Raw genomic sequence first — 15,916 nt, forward strand, 5'->3', positions numbered from 1 at the left:
AGATAGAGAGTGAATACTCGGTTACTCACTCAAGGCCATGTCATATTTCTCTTTCAGCCGTCGGATATCGGCTCTTGGCGGCGCACCGAACATGCGTGCATATTCGCGGCTAAATTGAGAAGCACTCTCGTAACCAACCCGGAACGCTACATCTGCCGCGTCAGCAGATTCGGCCATCAGAAGTCGCCGGGCTTCCTGTAATCTTAATTGTTTCTGGAATTGTAATGGGCTCATAGCTGTGATCTCTTTGAAGTGACGATGGAATGAAGAGACGCTCATGCTGGCGGTCTCAGCCAGATCTTCAATGCGAAATGGCTGTTCCCAATGATGAACGATGTACTCAATCGCTTCTCTGATCCGATAAGTGCTGCTACCTTCAACCGCAATCTGCGCCAGTTCTCCTCCGTAAGGTCCTTGAAGGAGGCGGAACAGGATTTCTTTAACGTACAACGGAGCCAGAAACGGAATCTCTCCCGGCGTATCCAGCAATCGAACAAGTCGGACTACAGCGTCCTGAATGGACGATTCCATCTGACCTACAAACATGGCTCGTCTGGCGTTTTCGTTGAATGTTACCTTGATATTGCATTCGTTAAGTACTTCGAGAATTTGGTTCGGTGTGAATTCGAGCTTGAGACTTAAATAGGGTGCATCGGCGGATGCCTTGATAATCTGCCCGATGACCGGGAGATTCATGGAAGCAATCAGGTAATTGGAAGGTCCGTATTCATAACGCTCCTGTGCGAGCAATACTTCTTTCAACCCTTGAACAATCACACAAAATGAAGGTTTATATACTCTGTATGCCGGTTCACTAATCTTGGAATGGTGATAGACAAACAAGGAAGGAATCGCTGTTTCCATTGCACCGTTATGGTGGGAATGGCGTTTAATCAGGTCACTCAATTCCTGTTTTGGTTGAAATAATTCTTCGGTCATACGTATCCTCCTCACGGATTTAACCTACATACATTATAAAGCTTACCGTACAGAACCAAAAGGGGGCCTGAGAGGATCAGGCAATCAATTAAGACGATTGATATACCGCTTGCAGTCCATGACTCGGCATACTAAGAGTATGTTAACAGAGCCAAGCGATTAAAGTTTATTTGAAAAGTTGGGTGAACAAGGTGATGAAGTGGTTATCAAACCATGTGAGGCAAATTTTGATTGACAGGCTCGAATCACAGATCAAGTTCGAAGAAAATTCCGTACATCGAGAGATATACTTCAAATGCTGGTTAGAGCTAGTTACCGAAGAGGTCGAGACAACATCAGTTTACAGAACAAATTCAAGGAGAGTGTGAAATATGGAATATGTGAAATTAGGACGTACCGGTCTGGATGTCTCCAGATTATGTCTAGGTTGCATGAGTTACGGTGTACCGGAACGCGGAATGGCTCCATGGTCCCTGAATGAAGAGCAGAGTCGACCGTTCATCCAGAAAGCATTGGATGCTGGTATTAATTTCTTCGATACTGCCAATATCTATTCGGATGGAACCAGTGAGGAAATTGTTGGACGTGCATTGAAGGATTTTGCCCGTCGGGATGAGATTGTGCTGGCGACCAAATTGTTTTTCCGCATGAATGAAGGACCCAACGGGGCGGGGCTGTCCAGAAAAGCCATTATGAACGAAATCGACAACAGTCTTATGCGTTTGGGCACAGATTACGTAGACCTGTATCAGATCCATCGATGGGATAATACAACTCCTATTGAGGAAACCATGGAAGCTCTTCATGATGTAGTTAAGGCCGGAAAGGTCAGATACATTGGTGCTTCTTCGATGTACGCCTGGCAGTTCATGAAAGCCCAATATACAGCTGAGCGTCATGGATGGACAAAATTCATCTCCATGCAGAACCATTATAACCTGTTGTATCGCGAAGAAGAGCGTGAAATGCTGCCATTATGTCAGGAAGAAGGCGTTGGCGTTATTCCGTGGAGTCCTCTTGCCAAAGGACGTCTGACAAGGGATTGGAATGAACAGACTGCGCGTTCAGGAATTGACCCTGCCGGGAAGGCATTCTATGAGAATGCAATGGTTGATGCTGATCGTCAAGTGGTGGAGCGAGTCTTGAAAGTAGCTGAGCAACGGGAGATTCCGCGTGCTCAGGTCGCTCTGGCCTGGTTGTTGCACCAAGAGGCAGTAACCGCACCAATTATCGGCGCGACCAAAATTCACCATCTGGAGGATGCAATAGCAGCCCTTACAGTAAAGCTGACTGTGGAAGAGATCGGTTTCCTCGAAGAAGCGTATGTACCGCATCCAGTAACAGGCAATCTCAGTTGATCCGAATTCTTAATGTTAAAGTCGCCATTCGGCGGCTTTTTTTATAGTGATCTGATGAGTGAATTGACAGTTCCCTTACATTAAAGTTATTATAGATATATTAGATCCTTAATTAAAAAAGGAGATTATAATCTATGAATAACGGACATTCATCCGGTCAAACGAACGAATCGTGGAGTGGTCATTCCACTCCTTTTACTACGTTTCAGGAAACACCTATCTTATCCTTGCTCCAGCCATCCCAAGGTGAACGTATTCTTGATGTGGGTTGTGGCAATGGGGATCTGACAGCCAAAATTGCAGCCGCAGGAGCGCTGCCAACAGGTATAGATTTTTCAGAAGAGACGATTAGGCAAGCTAAACAGAAATACCCTGATATGAATATTCAAGTAGCAAATGCTTGTCATTATCGAGCAGAAGAACCGTTTGATGCGGTTTTCTCTCATGCCGTTCTGCATTGGATAAAGGATGCTCCAGATGTAGTACAATCAATACAGTTAGCGCTCAAGACGGGCGGGCGATTCGTGGCTGAGTTTGCTGCAAATGGTAACACGGCTATATTAATTACAGCGGTACAGGAAGAATTGGATGCCCGTGGATACAAATGGGAAGGACGGAATCCGTGGTATCACCCGACCATTGGAGAATATGCTAATCTTCTGGAGCAACACGGATTTCGAGTTAGTCTGACCCAGCACGTTGATCAATTTACCCCGTTCAAGCCAGGTGCCAGAAAGTGGTTGACCAGCTTCGCGGAGTATTTATTCAGTGGTATCACACCTGCGGAACAGGATGTTATTATGGAAGCAGTTGAGAAAAAAGTACAGCCACTACTGATGCGGGATGGACAGTGGTATCTGGACAGAAGCCGACTGCGAGTTGTAGCTATTAAGGAATCGGGGAATACGATATGAAAATGGACAAACCCAAGATACAGGAGCAGTTGCTCGAACCAGAAACGATTGCATTCCTGGAATCCAAAGTGGAGTACAAACACAAACTGATCGAGAACATTACATTGGATCAACAGGAAGCGAGTAAGGTTTCCTTTGAAAATGTTGTATTTAGACATGTGACCATCTCGGAGTCTGCCTTGGAACAATTTGAATTCACCGATGTTCGGTTCGAACACTGTGACTTCTCCAATGTCAATCTCTCTAGTGCCTTCATGCATCGGATCGAATGGCATAATTGCAAGTTTGTCGGAACGGATTTTTCCAATAGCCGATTGCAAAATGTCAGTTTCCTTCATGGTCTAGGCGACTACAGCAATTTCCGTTTTGCCCATCTGAAACAGGTCTCCTTCTCGGAAAGTACCTTGATTGGTGCGGACTTTGCCTATCTGGCACTGCAAAAAATGGAGTTCATTCAATGTAACATCGACCAAGCTTCCTTAACGGGGACCAAAATGAAGGATTTGGATCTTAGCGATTGCGAATTTGACTCCTTGGTGCTGACCATGGAAGATCTCAACGGTTGTGTGATTTCACCACATCAAGCCGCTACATTTGTAGGATTAATGGGTTTGATTATCAAATAAAGGGCATGATCACATTTATGGGGTTGCCAAGATAGTGGAAGTGTGTATAATTGGAGTCACATTAGAATAAAAACAGGTTTTCTAGGGTTCCGCGATGGATATGTCGGTCTGGTCCGAGAGAAAACCCGCAACCAGTTGGTTGTGCCACGGAGGGATAAAAGCCTGGGAGATGAACTGCTACATGCAGTTTGTTTCCCGGGCTTTTTTTGTTTTTACGCTAATGAACCTTACGGGTTGTACAAAAAATGTAGTAGAGAAGGAGTGTTACAGGGATGAATAAAACGTGGATGTCGGTTGTGATTGCTGCTTTGTTTGAAGTGGGTTGGGTCATTGGATTGAAACATGCCAGTGGTCTGCTGGAGTGGGGGTTTACGTTGGTTGCAATTATCATTAGTTTCTCCTTAATGATTGCAGCTTCGCGGACACTGCCTGTGGGAACCGTGTATGCAGTATTTGTTGGCCTGGGTACCGCTGGTACGGTACTTGCAGAGATTGTTCTGTTTAATGCGACTGTTCAAACCGGAAAAATGGTACTCATTGGTGTACTTTTACTCGGCGTAATTGGTCTTAAAATGCTGAGCAAAGAGAAGAATAAGGAGGTGCAGCTATAATGAACTGGGTATTTCTTATCTTGGCAGGTATATTTGAGATGATCGGAGTGCTTATGATAAACAAGTTGCACAAAGACCGTAATCTCATTTCACTGGTTCTATTGGTAGGAGGGTTTGGTTTAAGCTTCCTGTTCCTGTCCATTGCAATGGAAACTCTTCCGATGGGGACAGCATATGCCGTATGGACGGGAATCGGAGCCTCCGGTGGTGCCATTCTGGGCATGGTGTTTTATGGAGAACCTCGAAATGCCCTACGAATTCTGTTTATCGCTATGGTGCTCGGATCGGCAGTTGGTCTTAAATTGGTCAGTTGAAAAATTGAAAGTAAAAAGATGATTTACAGATTGCGTTTTTAATGGTATCCTTATACGTTACGTGTGAAATAAAAGATGCGTCTTATTGATAGATGTGCGTAAATGAAGGAGACAACATGACATTTAAGGACTTAAATATTATCCCCTCTATTATGGAAGGGTTAAGCAAAGCAAACTATACTAATCCTACCCCTATACAGGAACAGGCCATTCCAGCTGTATTAGCTGGCAGAGACCTGCTGGGATGTGCACAGACAGGAACAGGCAAGACGGCAGCATTTTCGGTGCCGATCATTCAATTATTAAGCGAAAGATCCAAAGGGCAAGGATCGAAGTCCGCACGACATATTCGCTCATTAATTTTGACACCAACACGAGAATTGGCTATTCAGATCGCGGATAACATCAAGGTATATAGCCGGTATACGGACATTCGTTGTACGGCAATCGTTGGCGGCGTTTCGCAAAAAGTGCAAGAGCGTGCGCTGAATCAAGGTGCAGATATTATTATCGCGACACCTGGTAGATTGAACGATCTGATTAACCAGAAACGTATTGATCTGAAGATGGTTGAGATTCTTGTTCTGGATGAAGCAGACCGGATGTTAGACATGGGCTTCATTCATGACGTGAAAAGAATCATTGCCAAAATGCCGAACAAAAAGCAGACGCTGTTCTTCTCAGCTACGATGCCTCCTGAAATCACCAAAATGGTTAAAACCCTGCTGGTTGATCCAGTCAAAGTAGAAATCACACCGGTATCTTCAACGGTAGACCGCATTGAACAATCTATATATTTGCTGGAGAACGGCAAGAAGCAACATATGTTAAACCAAATTTTGGAGGATAAATCCATCGTCACGGCATTGGTGTTCACACGCACGAAGCGCGGCGCTGACCGGGTTACACGTGATTTGGCCAAAGCGAATGTTACGGCACAGGCTATTCATGGCAACAAGTCTCAGAACGAGAGACAACGGGCACTGAACAACTTCAAGAGTGGTGCAACACGTGTATTAGTTGCGACGGACATCGCGGCAAGAGGAATTGACGTAGAGGAACTTTCACATGTCATTAACTTTAACCTGCCTAACATTCCGGAAACGTATGTTCACCGTATTGGACGTACAGGGCGAGCTGGCAAAAGCGGGATGGCCATATCGTTCTGCGAGAAGGATGAACTTCCATTCCTGAAGGATATCGAGAAAGTAATCAAAAAGACGATTCCTGAAGTGAAAGGTCATCCGTATCCAATGACAGGTGTACCTGTGTTTGAAAAAACCAGCAAAGCATCAGGCAGTAAACCTTCGTTCAACAAATCGGCTGCAGGCAAACCGGCGAAGTCCAAAGCTAACCCGGCACGCAAGCCCAAATCCGAATGGTTTGCCAAGAGTGGTAAATCAAACAGTAGTCGTTCAAACGACGGTAGACCCAATAGCAGTAGATCAAACAGCAGTAGCAGTAAATCTAACCATGGCTCATTCAGCCGCAGCAGCAAAACTAGGAATGATAGAGCCAATTAAGATCTAAATAAATCCAGATAAAACCTTCTCCATTCATTTGGAGGAGGTTTTATTATGTGCTTTTATGTGCAACGAGCTTATTTACATACGAACTTACATTCGGTATCATTATATCGTCCATTGGTGAAAGGGAGGTACTGACTTGAAGGATACGATGATTGAATACAGTTTGAAGAAGAAAGGTGCGACCAAGGATTATCCATTTGGGCCTGATCCAGTCGCGATTAAGGTTGCGGGTAAGATGTTTGCGCTTATTTTTGAAAACAAAGAGAACTGTCGCTTGAACTTAAAATGTGATCCCATTATTGCAGAGAACCTGAGAGAGCAGCATGAAGCGGTTCAACCGGGGTATCATATGAACAAAAAACACTGGAATACCATTACGCTGGATGGTTCCTTGTCCGATGAGGATGTCTACGTCATGATCGATCACTCTTATGATATGGTTATTAAATCCCTTCCAAAAAGCGTTCGGGAATCTTTGGCCGAATGAGGAGAACGTATACCACTTTCTCTACACCTCATTCATCATGTTATTGACATTTAAGAGGTAGGTAAAAGGCTAATGGTCTGCTTCTCTAACAGAATGAATATCCTATGAAAATGAAGACATATTTGAAGTCTATTTGGTTCCATTACCTTGGAAATAAACAAGATCGAACGGCCTTGTTTAATGTGGCATCCCTTGTTATCAATGCTGTAACCGGGATAGGCAAGTTAATCCTGGGCATATATCTGCTTTCGGGATGGTTCATTATAAATGCTGTATATTATCTGATTCTGTGTGTGGCAAAAGGACAAGTGCTCCATAAATATACAGTTACCAAGAGAATGGACTCTCCCGAAGAAAGATATAGATTAGAGCTTACGGTATATAAGCGCGGAGGTCTGTTCCTGTGTTTACTAGGCGTGTCCTATTCGATGGTCTGCCTGCGAATGTATCTAATCGGCGATGCCTTCATATATGAGGGTAACATCGTGTATATCGTATCTACAGTCGCTTTTACCAAGCTGGTTTTTGCCGTGTATGGTACCTGGGCTAACCGTCATCTCCATAACCCGATCATATCTACATTGAAAATGATTAACTTCACCGATGCGATGGTATCCATCGTGGTGACCCAAGCGACATTACTTACCATGCAAGGCTCACCTCTTGCATTAAAAACCAGTAGCTTGTTTGGCATGGGTTGCAGCGTTTTATTTTGTTTGATGGGGGTCTGGATGATGTTCCACAAAAAAAAGGAAACAATCTCGGATCCAAATCGATCTCCTGGCACTGAATACTAACATTGAAGATCAAGAGCAGGGGAAGCTAATTTTGGTCGACGTTTCAGCATGTTGATCAATACATATCAAATGAATTACACATGACGGAATAGACGAGTGTCATCTATACTTAAGTGACAACGGAAGAAGGCGTATTGGCAATCCACTAAAGGAGTGATATCTATGGATCAACAACAACAACTGGCAATGGTACAACGTATGCGTCAAAATGTCGTCGGTACAGGTGCAGCTCTTCAACCCAGTTCCACGTATGCGGTCACAGTAAAAGAAGTCATGATTCCTACGACCAAAGGTGATACACGTGTACTTGTGTATACACCGGATCGGGACCATTACGCTCCTCTGCCAGTCTTCTTCAATATGCACGGGGGTGGTTTCATCTTGGGACAAGCAGAGATGGATGACCCATGGTGTCGCTTGATCGCTGATCGATCTGATTGTGTGGTCGTTAATATCGATTACAGTCTTGCACCAGAGCACAAGTTCCCAACGGCGGTCCATGAATGTTACGACGTTGTACAGTGGGTCCACGCCAATCCGCAATCCTTATCGGTTAACCCGTCTCTATTCGCTATTGGGGGGCATAGTGCTGGTGGTAATCTTGCTGCAGCAGTGTGTTTACTGAATCAGCAACGTGGTAGCGAGCTGCCGATTGTTCTGCAAGTTATGGATTATGCCGTGTTGGATGTGGCTACAGATCCGGCCGAGAAACCGAGTTTTGAAGAAGCGATTCCAGCTGATATCGCCAGAACGTTCAACGCCATGTACCTTGGAACGCCAGAAGATGCGCAAGACCCGTTGGCTTCACCTGTGCTTGCAACATCAGTAGAGGGACTTCCAGAAGCATTGATCATTACCGCGGAGAAAGATTCACTGGCCCAAGAAGCAAGAACATATGCAGCAAGGCTGGAAGCAAGCGGTGTGAAGGTGACACTTAAGGAGTACGAGGGAGCCGCTCATGGATTTACGCATTTTGGCGATCTCCAGATGGCTGAGGATGCCTGGTACCTGATGAGTGACAAGATCAGAGAAGCATTTTCCAAATAACGTGTATCAGAATGACGCTTAGAAGGAATATAGTTACCTTGAAGTCGCCTAATGGCGGCTTTTTTTCGTTCATTGGTGTAATTGCTTCAATGGCTTGGTGAAACCAGGCTTCTGAGCTTGCAGATGTGTTAATAAACTGGATTAGAAGCCTTATTGAGATTATAACGATATCGTTAAGGGTAAGAGTTGTTAAATTAGAGGAAATAATGACCATTACCAGGAGGTTTATTATGAACCAATCTAACAGTCCATCCGATATCGCGATTCTTGGCATGGGAACGGCTCTACCTGCCCATCCCGTTGCGCAGTCAGATATTGCAGAGCTGATCGCTTCTTCTCTTCAGGATCGTCCAGATTTGGCCCGTTTTGCCAGACGAATATTCAAGTCCTGTGGTATTGAAACACGATATACCGTGGAACCGAGCTATCTGGGTTCACTGGAAGAATGCCGTTATCTGCCCTCTGGTGAGCAATCAGACATCCCGACAACCGAAGAACGAATGAATACATACAAGCGGGAGGCGCTTCCGCTCGGGATTGAGGCGGCAGAGAAAGCCCTGGAAGATTCAGGCGTATCTCCAAAGAGCATCACGCATATCATCACGGTCAGCTGCACCGGTCAATATCTGCCGGGTCTTGATGTTATGCTCATCCGCCATTTGGGTTTGTCTGCCCGAGTTAATCGACTGCCGCTGATCTTTCAGGGTTGTGCCGCAGGGTTGAAAGCCATTCAGATGGCGCGAGATGTCGTGCAGGGAGCTCCCGGATCACAGGTCCTTGTTGTCTGTGTAGAGTTGTGCACCATTCATTTTCAGCCCGTACAAGATCGGGAAGCGCTGTTTGCAGCTTCATTCTTCGGAGACGCTGCTTCTTCTTGTGTAGTGGGCACACCAGAATCTCAGCACAAGAATGTTTTGAGTCTGGGAACGGGTTATTCTGTGCTTTTTCCGGATTCGACTGAAGATATGACCTGGGAGGTGGGGAATCTGGGGTATGACCTGTATCTATCCCCACGTATTCCGAAGCTGTTAGGTGTTTACCTGGAAGAGGAACTGCGTCTCTTATTGCAAAGTGAACAGCTTCCTGAACTGTGGGCCATTCATCCGGGAGGACGTGGGATTGTGGACTCTGTGCAGAATGTAATGAAGCTGCGAGACGAGCAAACAAAGTATAGCAGGGATGTCCTCAGAACGTATGGTAACTTATCTTCCAATACCATTCTGTTTGTACTGAATGCGATGCGTGAGGACATGAAGGCACAGGGTCAATCCTCCACAGATGGTGTAGCCATGGCATTTGGACCGGGACTCACCGCAGAGTTGATGAAATTCACTTATGTCCCCTCATTATCTTCAGTGATGGAGGAGCACGATCATGTCCTTTTTTAGAACATTGTCCATTCGGGCCAAGGAAGATGAACTGATGGATGACTTCTCTCTGGGAGGGGAGGAACTGCGTGAAGCGCTTAGACATCTGAGACGTCTTAACAAAATATTTGCAGCACCTGGCCCAACTCTGGCTGGTGTAGAGAAGTTATGGAATTCAGTCGGAAGGCCAGATAAACTGACCCTACTGGATGTGGGCGCAGGTTCAGGGGATGTGAACCAAAAACTACTACAATGGGCGGATCGTCAGGGTGTTCAGCTGGAAATTACGCTGGTTGATCTGACGGAAGAAGCGTGTGAGGAAGCGAGACAACTATTCCGTGACGAACCCCGAGTCCGGGTACAACGTGCTGATCTTACACAACTGCCGGATGCTTCAGCAGATATCGTGACAGGTTCCCAGTTTGTACATCATTTTGACGGAGATCAACTGGTTGATATGGTTTCTCATATGCTGCGAGCATCCAGATACGGTGTCGTCATTAATGATATTCACCGCCATCCCGTATCCTATAAGGCGGTCTGGATTACTACACGGATGATCTCTCGCAATCGGTACATTCGTCATGATGGGCCTCTTTCCGTAGCCAAAGGTTTTACAGGGAGGGATTGGAAGGAACTTAAACAACGGCTCAATCATGATACGATGACTTATGAATGGAAGCCTTTGTTCCGTTACTCTGTTGTTATTCCCACGAAAGGCAGGTGAACTTACGTGTCGAAATCGATAGATGTGATTGTCATCGGAGCCGGAATTGCCGGCAGTACATGTGCCATGCAACTGGCAGGGAAAGGACATGGGACCCTTCTGTTAGATCGCCAGGAGTTCCCGCGACACAAAACCTGCGGTGAGTTTATGTCACCCGAAACCAAGGAGATGTTAGAGGTTCTGGACATTCACCTTCTGGACCATTCGAAGAAACCCAGCACCATGGATCATGCCAAAATCGTTATGCCACAAGGCGGAGTGATCGAAGCACCGCTGCCGGGATTCGCATATGGCATAAGTCGATATGAGCTGGACCAGATTTTGCATCAGAAGGCTCTGGAGGCCGGAGCCCAGATTGTGACCAAAGCGACCATAACGAGCATCGAGCAGCTTGAGGATGCCAGTTATGAGGTTCAGGTGAAACAGGGAGATGAGCGGATCAGTTACAGAGCCAAAGCCGTTATCGGGGCACATGGGACCAAAAAGCCGCGGGGGATGGCTTCCGCACCTGATCTGCGGGACCAAACCGTATACGTTGGCGTTAAGTCCCACTTCAGCGGGATAGAGATTCCCGCACGCGTAGAGTTATATTTTTGCGAGGGTGGTTACGTGGGCATTTCTCCGATTGAGGATGGTATTGTGAATGTTGCCGCATTGTTGACACTGGATACCGTCCAGGGAAGTGGCAAGTCTGTAAACGATATTTTACAGGCGGCATCCCTGACAAACGTGAGTTTGGCAGCCCGTTTAGCCGAAGGAAAACCTGTAGATGGAACGCAAGTGTCGATTGCGCCGCTGCATCTGTCCAACGTTCCTGAACCATGGTCTCAATATCCGCATATTGGGGATGCCATGCTGATGATACCACCCTTATGTGGAGATGGAATGTCCATTGCCCTTCGCTCCTCACTCCTGTGTGCAAGGTGGACTGACAAGTACCTGCAAGGTGACATTGAACATGCCGATTGGCAGAGTAATTACACGCTGGAAGCAAGCCGTGAATTCACTCAATTGCTCAGACGCGCAAGAAGAATCCAAAAGCTGGCTTTTGCCAAAACCAATAAATTCTATCCTGGTCTGGCTCGGATGATCCCCGGTCTAGCCGCTTATGTTGTGAAGGCCACAAGGCTTTCCGAGATGAACGCAGCGCGCTAATAGGCTGAAAATTTGCTCAATACTTATGCAAAGAGGTTGCTAACGGCGGCCTCTTTTTTGGCGTACAAACATTAATTTTGTGGAGACAGTTTGGAAATTCGGGAAATGCTCGTATAATAGAGTCTAATGTAATGATAGAGAGTTAATTCAGATGAAATGTCGGGAGGCACTATTTAAGATGAACTATTCATTTTCCAATCGTATCGCAGCACTGCAACCATCCATTATTCGTGAGATACTGAAGGCTTCTTCGGGACAAAATGTGATTCCATTCTCCGCGGGAAATCCTGCTCCGGAAACCTTTCCTATTGAGGCGATTCGCACATTCACTCAATCCATTCTGGAGCATGACCCCGTCACAGCTCTGCAATATGGGATTACGGAAGGATATGTTCCCCTTAGGGAAGCATTGACTCAACATTTGAAGACAGGTTTTGATACCGGTAAACCATCCGATCAATTGTTCATTGTATCTGGAGCGCAGCAGGGGATTGAACTGGCCTGTAAAGTGTTCTGTAATGAAGGGGACACGATCATCTGTGAGAGCCCAAGCTTTATTGGTTCCCTGAACTCCTTCCGGGCATCCGGTGCAAAGCTTGCCGGTGTTCCGATGGAGATGGACGGTATGGATATCGAGAAGCTGGAACAGGCGCTGCAAACCGAGCCCAATGTGAAACTGATCTACGTGATCCCGAGTTTTCAGAATCCGACCGGTGTAACGACGAGCCTGGAGAAACGGAAGGCCATTTACGAGCTGGCTAAGAAGTATGGCGTTATGATTTTGGAAGATAACCCGTACGGAGAGCTTCGATTCAATGGAGACGATGTGCCAACCATCAAGTCTATGGATGATGAGGGTCTGGTCATCTATGTTGGATCATTCTCCAAAATTCTATCGGCGGGACTGCGCGTTGGTTTTGTACAAGCGCCCCATGAAGTCGTGGAGAAGATGGTTGTTGCCAAACAGGGAGAAGACGTACATACGGCCATGCTTCCACAGATCCTGGCGTACAAGTTCATGACAGAGTATGACTACGCGGGGCACATTAACAGTATTCGTGAGGTCTATCGGAGAAAAGCAACATTGATGATGGACAAGCTGCAAGAGCATATGGGTGAGTCCATTACCTATACCCAACCGGATGGTGGACTGTTCCTCTGGTGTGATCTGCCAGTACATGTGCCCATGCTTGATTATGCCAAGACAGCGGCAGCTCAAGGGGTTGCGGTTGTACCGGGAAATGCATTCCTGGTGAACGAGCAAGACCCTTGTAATGCCATCAGACTTAATTTCTCAACCCCGTCAGACGAACAGATTGTCAAGGGCGTAGAGATTTTGGGGCAGGTATTGAAAGGGTATAACGCTTAAAAATGCTTCAATGTGATATATTTACGAAAAGCCGCCAATTGGCGGCTTTTTTTGGGCTTTTTCTCGCCCTTAATTATCGATTAATGCACTTAATTCTGCCTGAAATACCTTTTGATTCTTCTGATTGAAAGTACTCAGCAGCACTGTAACAATCCCATTTCCTTTTCGTCTGGGAGTCAGTCCAATGACTTCTGCAATGACATGAAGTTCATCATCCGGAAAGACCGGTTTCAGGAATTGAATGTTATTCATTCCAGTGCCCGCCACGACATGCTCTCCATAGACCCCAACCTCAATCCATAATTTAAAGGAGATATTCATCGTTTGCATGCCAGAAGCAATTAAACTGCCGAATCGGCCTTGCTTGGCTTTTTCCTCATCCAAATGCATGTACTGTGGATCATAAATTGTGGCAAACTCAATAATATCACTCTTGGATAATGCCAAGGATGTGGTTTCGTAACGCTGACCTATTACATATTCGCTAAATCTCATGAAGGCACCTCGGTTTCTTAAATATGTTTTTTCGTAGTTGATGTTTTGCTAAGAGACATGACTGGACTGACGTGTTAAAATGCTAGTGAACTATCCCGTGTGTATGGCTGTGTTACTACCATGAAGGACTAAACAGATGAAACTGTCTTTGAGGAGTATATATGATGACAACGATTAAAGATGTAGCCAAGATGGCTGGTGTAGCCAGTTCGACCGTATCTTGCGTACTCAACGATAAAGGGAATGTAAGTGAGCCGACAAGACTCCGAGTACTTGAAGCAGCGAGTCAACTCAATTACGTTAGGCATGGTCCTGCATCGGAATTAAAACGAAATAGTACACAAACTATTGGTATTATTGTCCATGACATGTCCAGTCCGTATTTCTCGGATCTGGTGAACGGAATAGAAACCGTCGTTATGAGTCATGGATACGATATGATCGTATGTAGTTCGTTGGGTGGAGAGAAGTCGACAGCCCATCGTTACATTCGTGAACGAAGAATTGACGGAGCTATTGTTATTGCTCAGAATATTCAAGATCAGTTGCTGATTGAAGCATCTGAAGCAGGGTTTCCAATTGTTGTCATGGATCGGGATCTGGATGCTCAACATATTGTAAAGGTTTTGATGAGAGATACGCAAGGTGGTTACTTGGCTACCCGTTATCTGATCGATAAAGGGCATCGGACAATAGCTTATATTAGTGGCCCGTCACAATCGGAATGTAATCTCCATCGTTATCAAGGTTATTTGAAAGCCTTAAAGGAGGCAGGCATCGAAGAGAACCCCGAATGGAAAATTGGCGGACAATACATGAAGCAAGATGGGTACGATGCAGCCAAGAAACTGCTTGAAGGAGAGTTGCCATCCGCTGTATTTTTTGCAAATGATGAAATGGCGATCGGCGGCTTGGAAGCCTTCAGGGAGCATGATATCTCAATACCTGAGCAGTTATCCGTAATTGGCTTTGACAATATACCTGCATCTCAGTATATGAATCCACCTCTAACCACATTTCGTCAGCCGAAGAGGGATGCAGGCCAGCTTGCAGGTCATGTTCTCTTCCAACTGCTGAACGGAGAGATCGTAGAGACGTTATATACACTGGACATCCAATGCGTGGAACGTGATTCTGTTCGGCTCCTCAACCTGAGTTGAGGAGTTTTTTGCATTCTATAGAATTTTAAATACTTAAAAAGAAAGGAGAGTAGCCATTTATGCATAATATAAAGACGAGGAGTATTTTTTGTTGGAAATAAATGGAGGTTGATACGATGGGCGTACCCACTTTTTTGGAGACAGGCCATATGCAAGAAGGTTTTCCCATTCGGGTAATTCATACAGGAAATCAGTTCAATTATGCTGCACACTGGCATGATGAGGTTGAACTGGTTCTCGTCAATGGAAAGAGCGCCAGAATTGGCGTGAACGACCACGTGTGTGAGTTGGAAAAAGGGGATGTGCTGCTGATCAAACCAGGGGATGTGCACTGCTTTTTGCCAGGGACCGAACATTTGACCATTATCTTGTTCCGACTCGAATTGTTAACGGGGAGTTTCACGACCGAAGCCGAAATTCAGGATCTCGGACAACTTTTCAACAAAACAACAGTTATTCCCTCGAATACGGGAAGTCAGAGCAATCTGACTCAATATATAGATGACATCATTACCGAGAAGAAAAATCAGAAACCGGGATACCGATGGTTAATGGTATCCAGGTTGTATGATCTCATCATACTTTTATTACGTACCAAAGTACCGGTTACCACCGATGAATCTTCATCTTCAGGATGGGCATGTACTTCCTCCAAAAAATTTGAATTCCTTGAATCGGTCTGTGAATACCTGGAGGAGCACTATGCTGAGCCCATTAAGCTGGAACAGGTGGCGGAACATATTAAATTCAGCAAGTTCCATGTCTGCAAGCTGTTCAAAGAGATCAAGGGAGTAACACTGATGGAATACTTGAATCATTTTCGAATTATCAAATCCGAGTGGGCCTTATTGTTCCGTCAGGATACGATTCTGGAGATTGCGATCGGACATGGCTTTAACAATGTTAACTCCTATAATCGTCTTTTCAAAAAATATAATGACTGTACACCCTCCGAATTTCGTAAGAAACATCGTACGAATATCACAAAATATGGAGGGTAATGCACAATATTTGTGGAGAA

At 45.5% G+C, this 15,916-nt stretch carries 17 protein-coding genes and 1 riboswitch; of the genes, 15 read left to right on the plus strand and 2 right to left on the minus strand.

The genetic code is table 11. From position 1 onward, the window contains the following. Positions 1–21: 21 nt before the first annotated feature. Complete coding sequence (locus BS614_RS17955) at positions 22–939, minus strand: AraC family transcriptional regulator (protein WP_074094966.1); 918 nt, start codon at positions 937–939, stop codon at positions 22–24. 371 nt (positions 940–1,310) lie between these two features. On the opposite strand from BS614_RS17955, the gene BS614_RS17960 reads away from it, so the two are divergent. The 13 genes from BS614_RS17960 (at position 1,311) to BS614_RS18020 (ending at position 13,240) form a co-directional block, all read left to right on the plus strand. Beyond that, positions 1,311–2,297, plus strand: a complete 987-nt coding sequence (locus tag BS614_RS17960; RefSeq protein WP_074094967.1) for an aldo/keto reductase — start codon at positions 1,311–1,313, stop codon at positions 2,295–2,297. A 134-nt stretch (positions 2,298–2,431) separates the two neighbouring features. Next, positions 2,432–3,211 carry a class I SAM-dependent methyltransferase gene (locus BS614_RS17965; RefSeq protein ID WP_074094968.1) on the plus strand — a complete coding sequence of 260 codons (780 nt, stop codon included), beginning with the start codon at positions 2,432–2,434 and terminating at the stop codon, positions 3,209–3,211. After that, the gene (locus tag BS614_RS17970) at positions 3,208–3,837 is read left to right on the plus strand and encodes a pentapeptide repeat-containing protein (RefSeq protein ID WP_074094969.1); all 630 of its coding nucleotides are present in this window, start codon (positions 3,208–3,210) and stop codon (positions 3,835–3,837) included. The genes BS614_RS17965 and BS614_RS17970 overlap by 4 nt, the downstream gene beginning before the upstream one ends. A 70-nt stretch (positions 3,838–3,907) precedes the next feature. Next, positions 3,908–4,008, plus strand: a riboswitch (guanidine-I (ykkC/yxkD leader). A 101-nt stretch (positions 4,009–4,109) separates the two neighbouring features. Next, complete coding sequence (locus BS614_RS17975; RefSeq protein ID WP_036608190.1) at positions 4,110–4,448, plus strand: DMT family transporter; 339 nt, start codon at positions 4,110–4,112, stop codon at positions 4,446–4,448. Further along, positions 4,448–4,762 (plus strand): DMT family transporter, encoded by a 315-nt coding sequence (locus BS614_RS17980; RefSeq protein WP_036670814.1) that lies wholly within the window; start codon positions 4,448–4,450, stop codon positions 4,760–4,762. The genes BS614_RS17975 and BS614_RS17980 overlap by 1 nt, the downstream gene beginning before the upstream one ends. A gap of 116 nt (positions 4,763–4,878) precedes the next feature. Beyond that, the gene (locus BS614_RS17985) at positions 4,879–6,285 is read left to right on the plus strand and encodes a DEAD/DEAH box helicase (RefSeq protein WP_036670815.1); all 1,407 of its coding nucleotides are present in this window, start codon (positions 4,879–4,881) and stop codon (positions 6,283–6,285) included. Between the two features lie 142 nt (positions 6,286–6,427). Beyond that, positions 6,428–6,778, plus strand: coding sequence for an MmcQ/YjbR family DNA-binding protein (locus BS614_RS17990; RefSeq protein ID WP_074094970.1), 351 nt, complete (start codon positions 6,428–6,430; stop codon positions 6,776–6,778). A 104-nt stretch (positions 6,779–6,882) separates the two neighbouring features. Beyond that, complete coding sequence (locus tag BS614_RS17995; RefSeq protein ID WP_074094971.1) at positions 6,883–7,575, plus strand: hypothetical protein; 693 nt, start codon at positions 6,883–6,885, stop codon at positions 7,573–7,575. A gap of 162 nt (positions 7,576–7,737) precedes the next feature. Then, on the plus strand, positions 7,738–8,622 hold the full coding sequence (locus BS614_RS18000; RefSeq protein ID WP_074094972.1) for an alpha/beta hydrolase: 885 nt from the start codon (positions 7,738–7,740) through the stop codon (positions 8,620–8,622). A 230-nt stretch (positions 8,623–8,852) separates the two neighbouring features. Beyond that, entirely contained in the window at positions 8,853–10,010 is a 1,158-nt protein-coding gene (locus tag BS614_RS18005) for a type III polyketide synthase (RefSeq protein WP_074094973.1), read from the plus strand. After that, positions 9,997–10,716, plus strand: a complete 720-nt coding sequence (locus BS614_RS18010) for a methyltransferase domain-containing protein (protein WP_047842870.1) — start codon at positions 9,997–9,999, stop codon at positions 10,714–10,716. Before BS614_RS18005 ends, BS614_RS18010 begins: the two co-directional genes overlap by 14 nt. Before the next feature lie 6 nt (positions 10,717–10,722). Beyond that, complete coding sequence (locus BS614_RS18015) at positions 10,723–11,871, plus strand: NAD(P)/FAD-dependent oxidoreductase (protein WP_074094974.1); 1,149 nt, start codon at positions 10,723–10,725, stop codon at positions 11,869–11,871. Positions 11,872–12,049: 178 nt separating this feature from the next. Then, complete coding sequence (locus BS614_RS18020; protein ID WP_074094975.1) at positions 12,050–13,240, plus strand: aminotransferase-like domain-containing protein; 1,191 nt, start codon at positions 12,050–12,052, stop codon at positions 13,238–13,240. A gap of 69 nt (positions 13,241–13,309) precedes the next feature. On the opposite strand, the gene BS614_RS18025 is transcribed toward BS614_RS18020, so the two are convergent. Further along, a complete protein-coding gene (locus tag BS614_RS18025) occupies positions 13,310–13,735 on the minus strand; it encodes a MaoC family dehydratase (protein WP_074094976.1) in 426 nt (141 codons plus the stop codon). Between the two features lie 161 nt (positions 13,736–13,896). Here BS614_RS18025 and BS614_RS18030 point away from each other — a divergent pair, with 161 nt between their 5' ends. Further along, positions 13,897–14,895 (plus strand): LacI family DNA-binding transcriptional regulator, encoded by a 999-nt coding sequence (locus tag BS614_RS18030; protein WP_342351871.1) that lies wholly within the window; start codon positions 13,897–13,899, stop codon positions 14,893–14,895. A gap of 116 nt (positions 14,896–15,011) precedes the next feature. Continuing rightward, positions 15,012–15,896 (plus strand): AraC family transcriptional regulator, encoded by an 885-nt coding sequence (locus BS614_RS18035; protein ID WP_017688600.1) that lies wholly within the window; start codon positions 15,012–15,014, stop codon positions 15,894–15,896. Positions 15,897–15,916: the final 20 nt, after the last annotated feature.

The organism is Paenibacillus xylanexedens (genome assembly GCF_001908275.1).
GTDB classification, from domain to species: domain Bacteria; phylum Bacillota; class Bacilli; order Paenibacillales; family Paenibacillaceae; genus Paenibacillus; species Paenibacillus xylanexedens_A.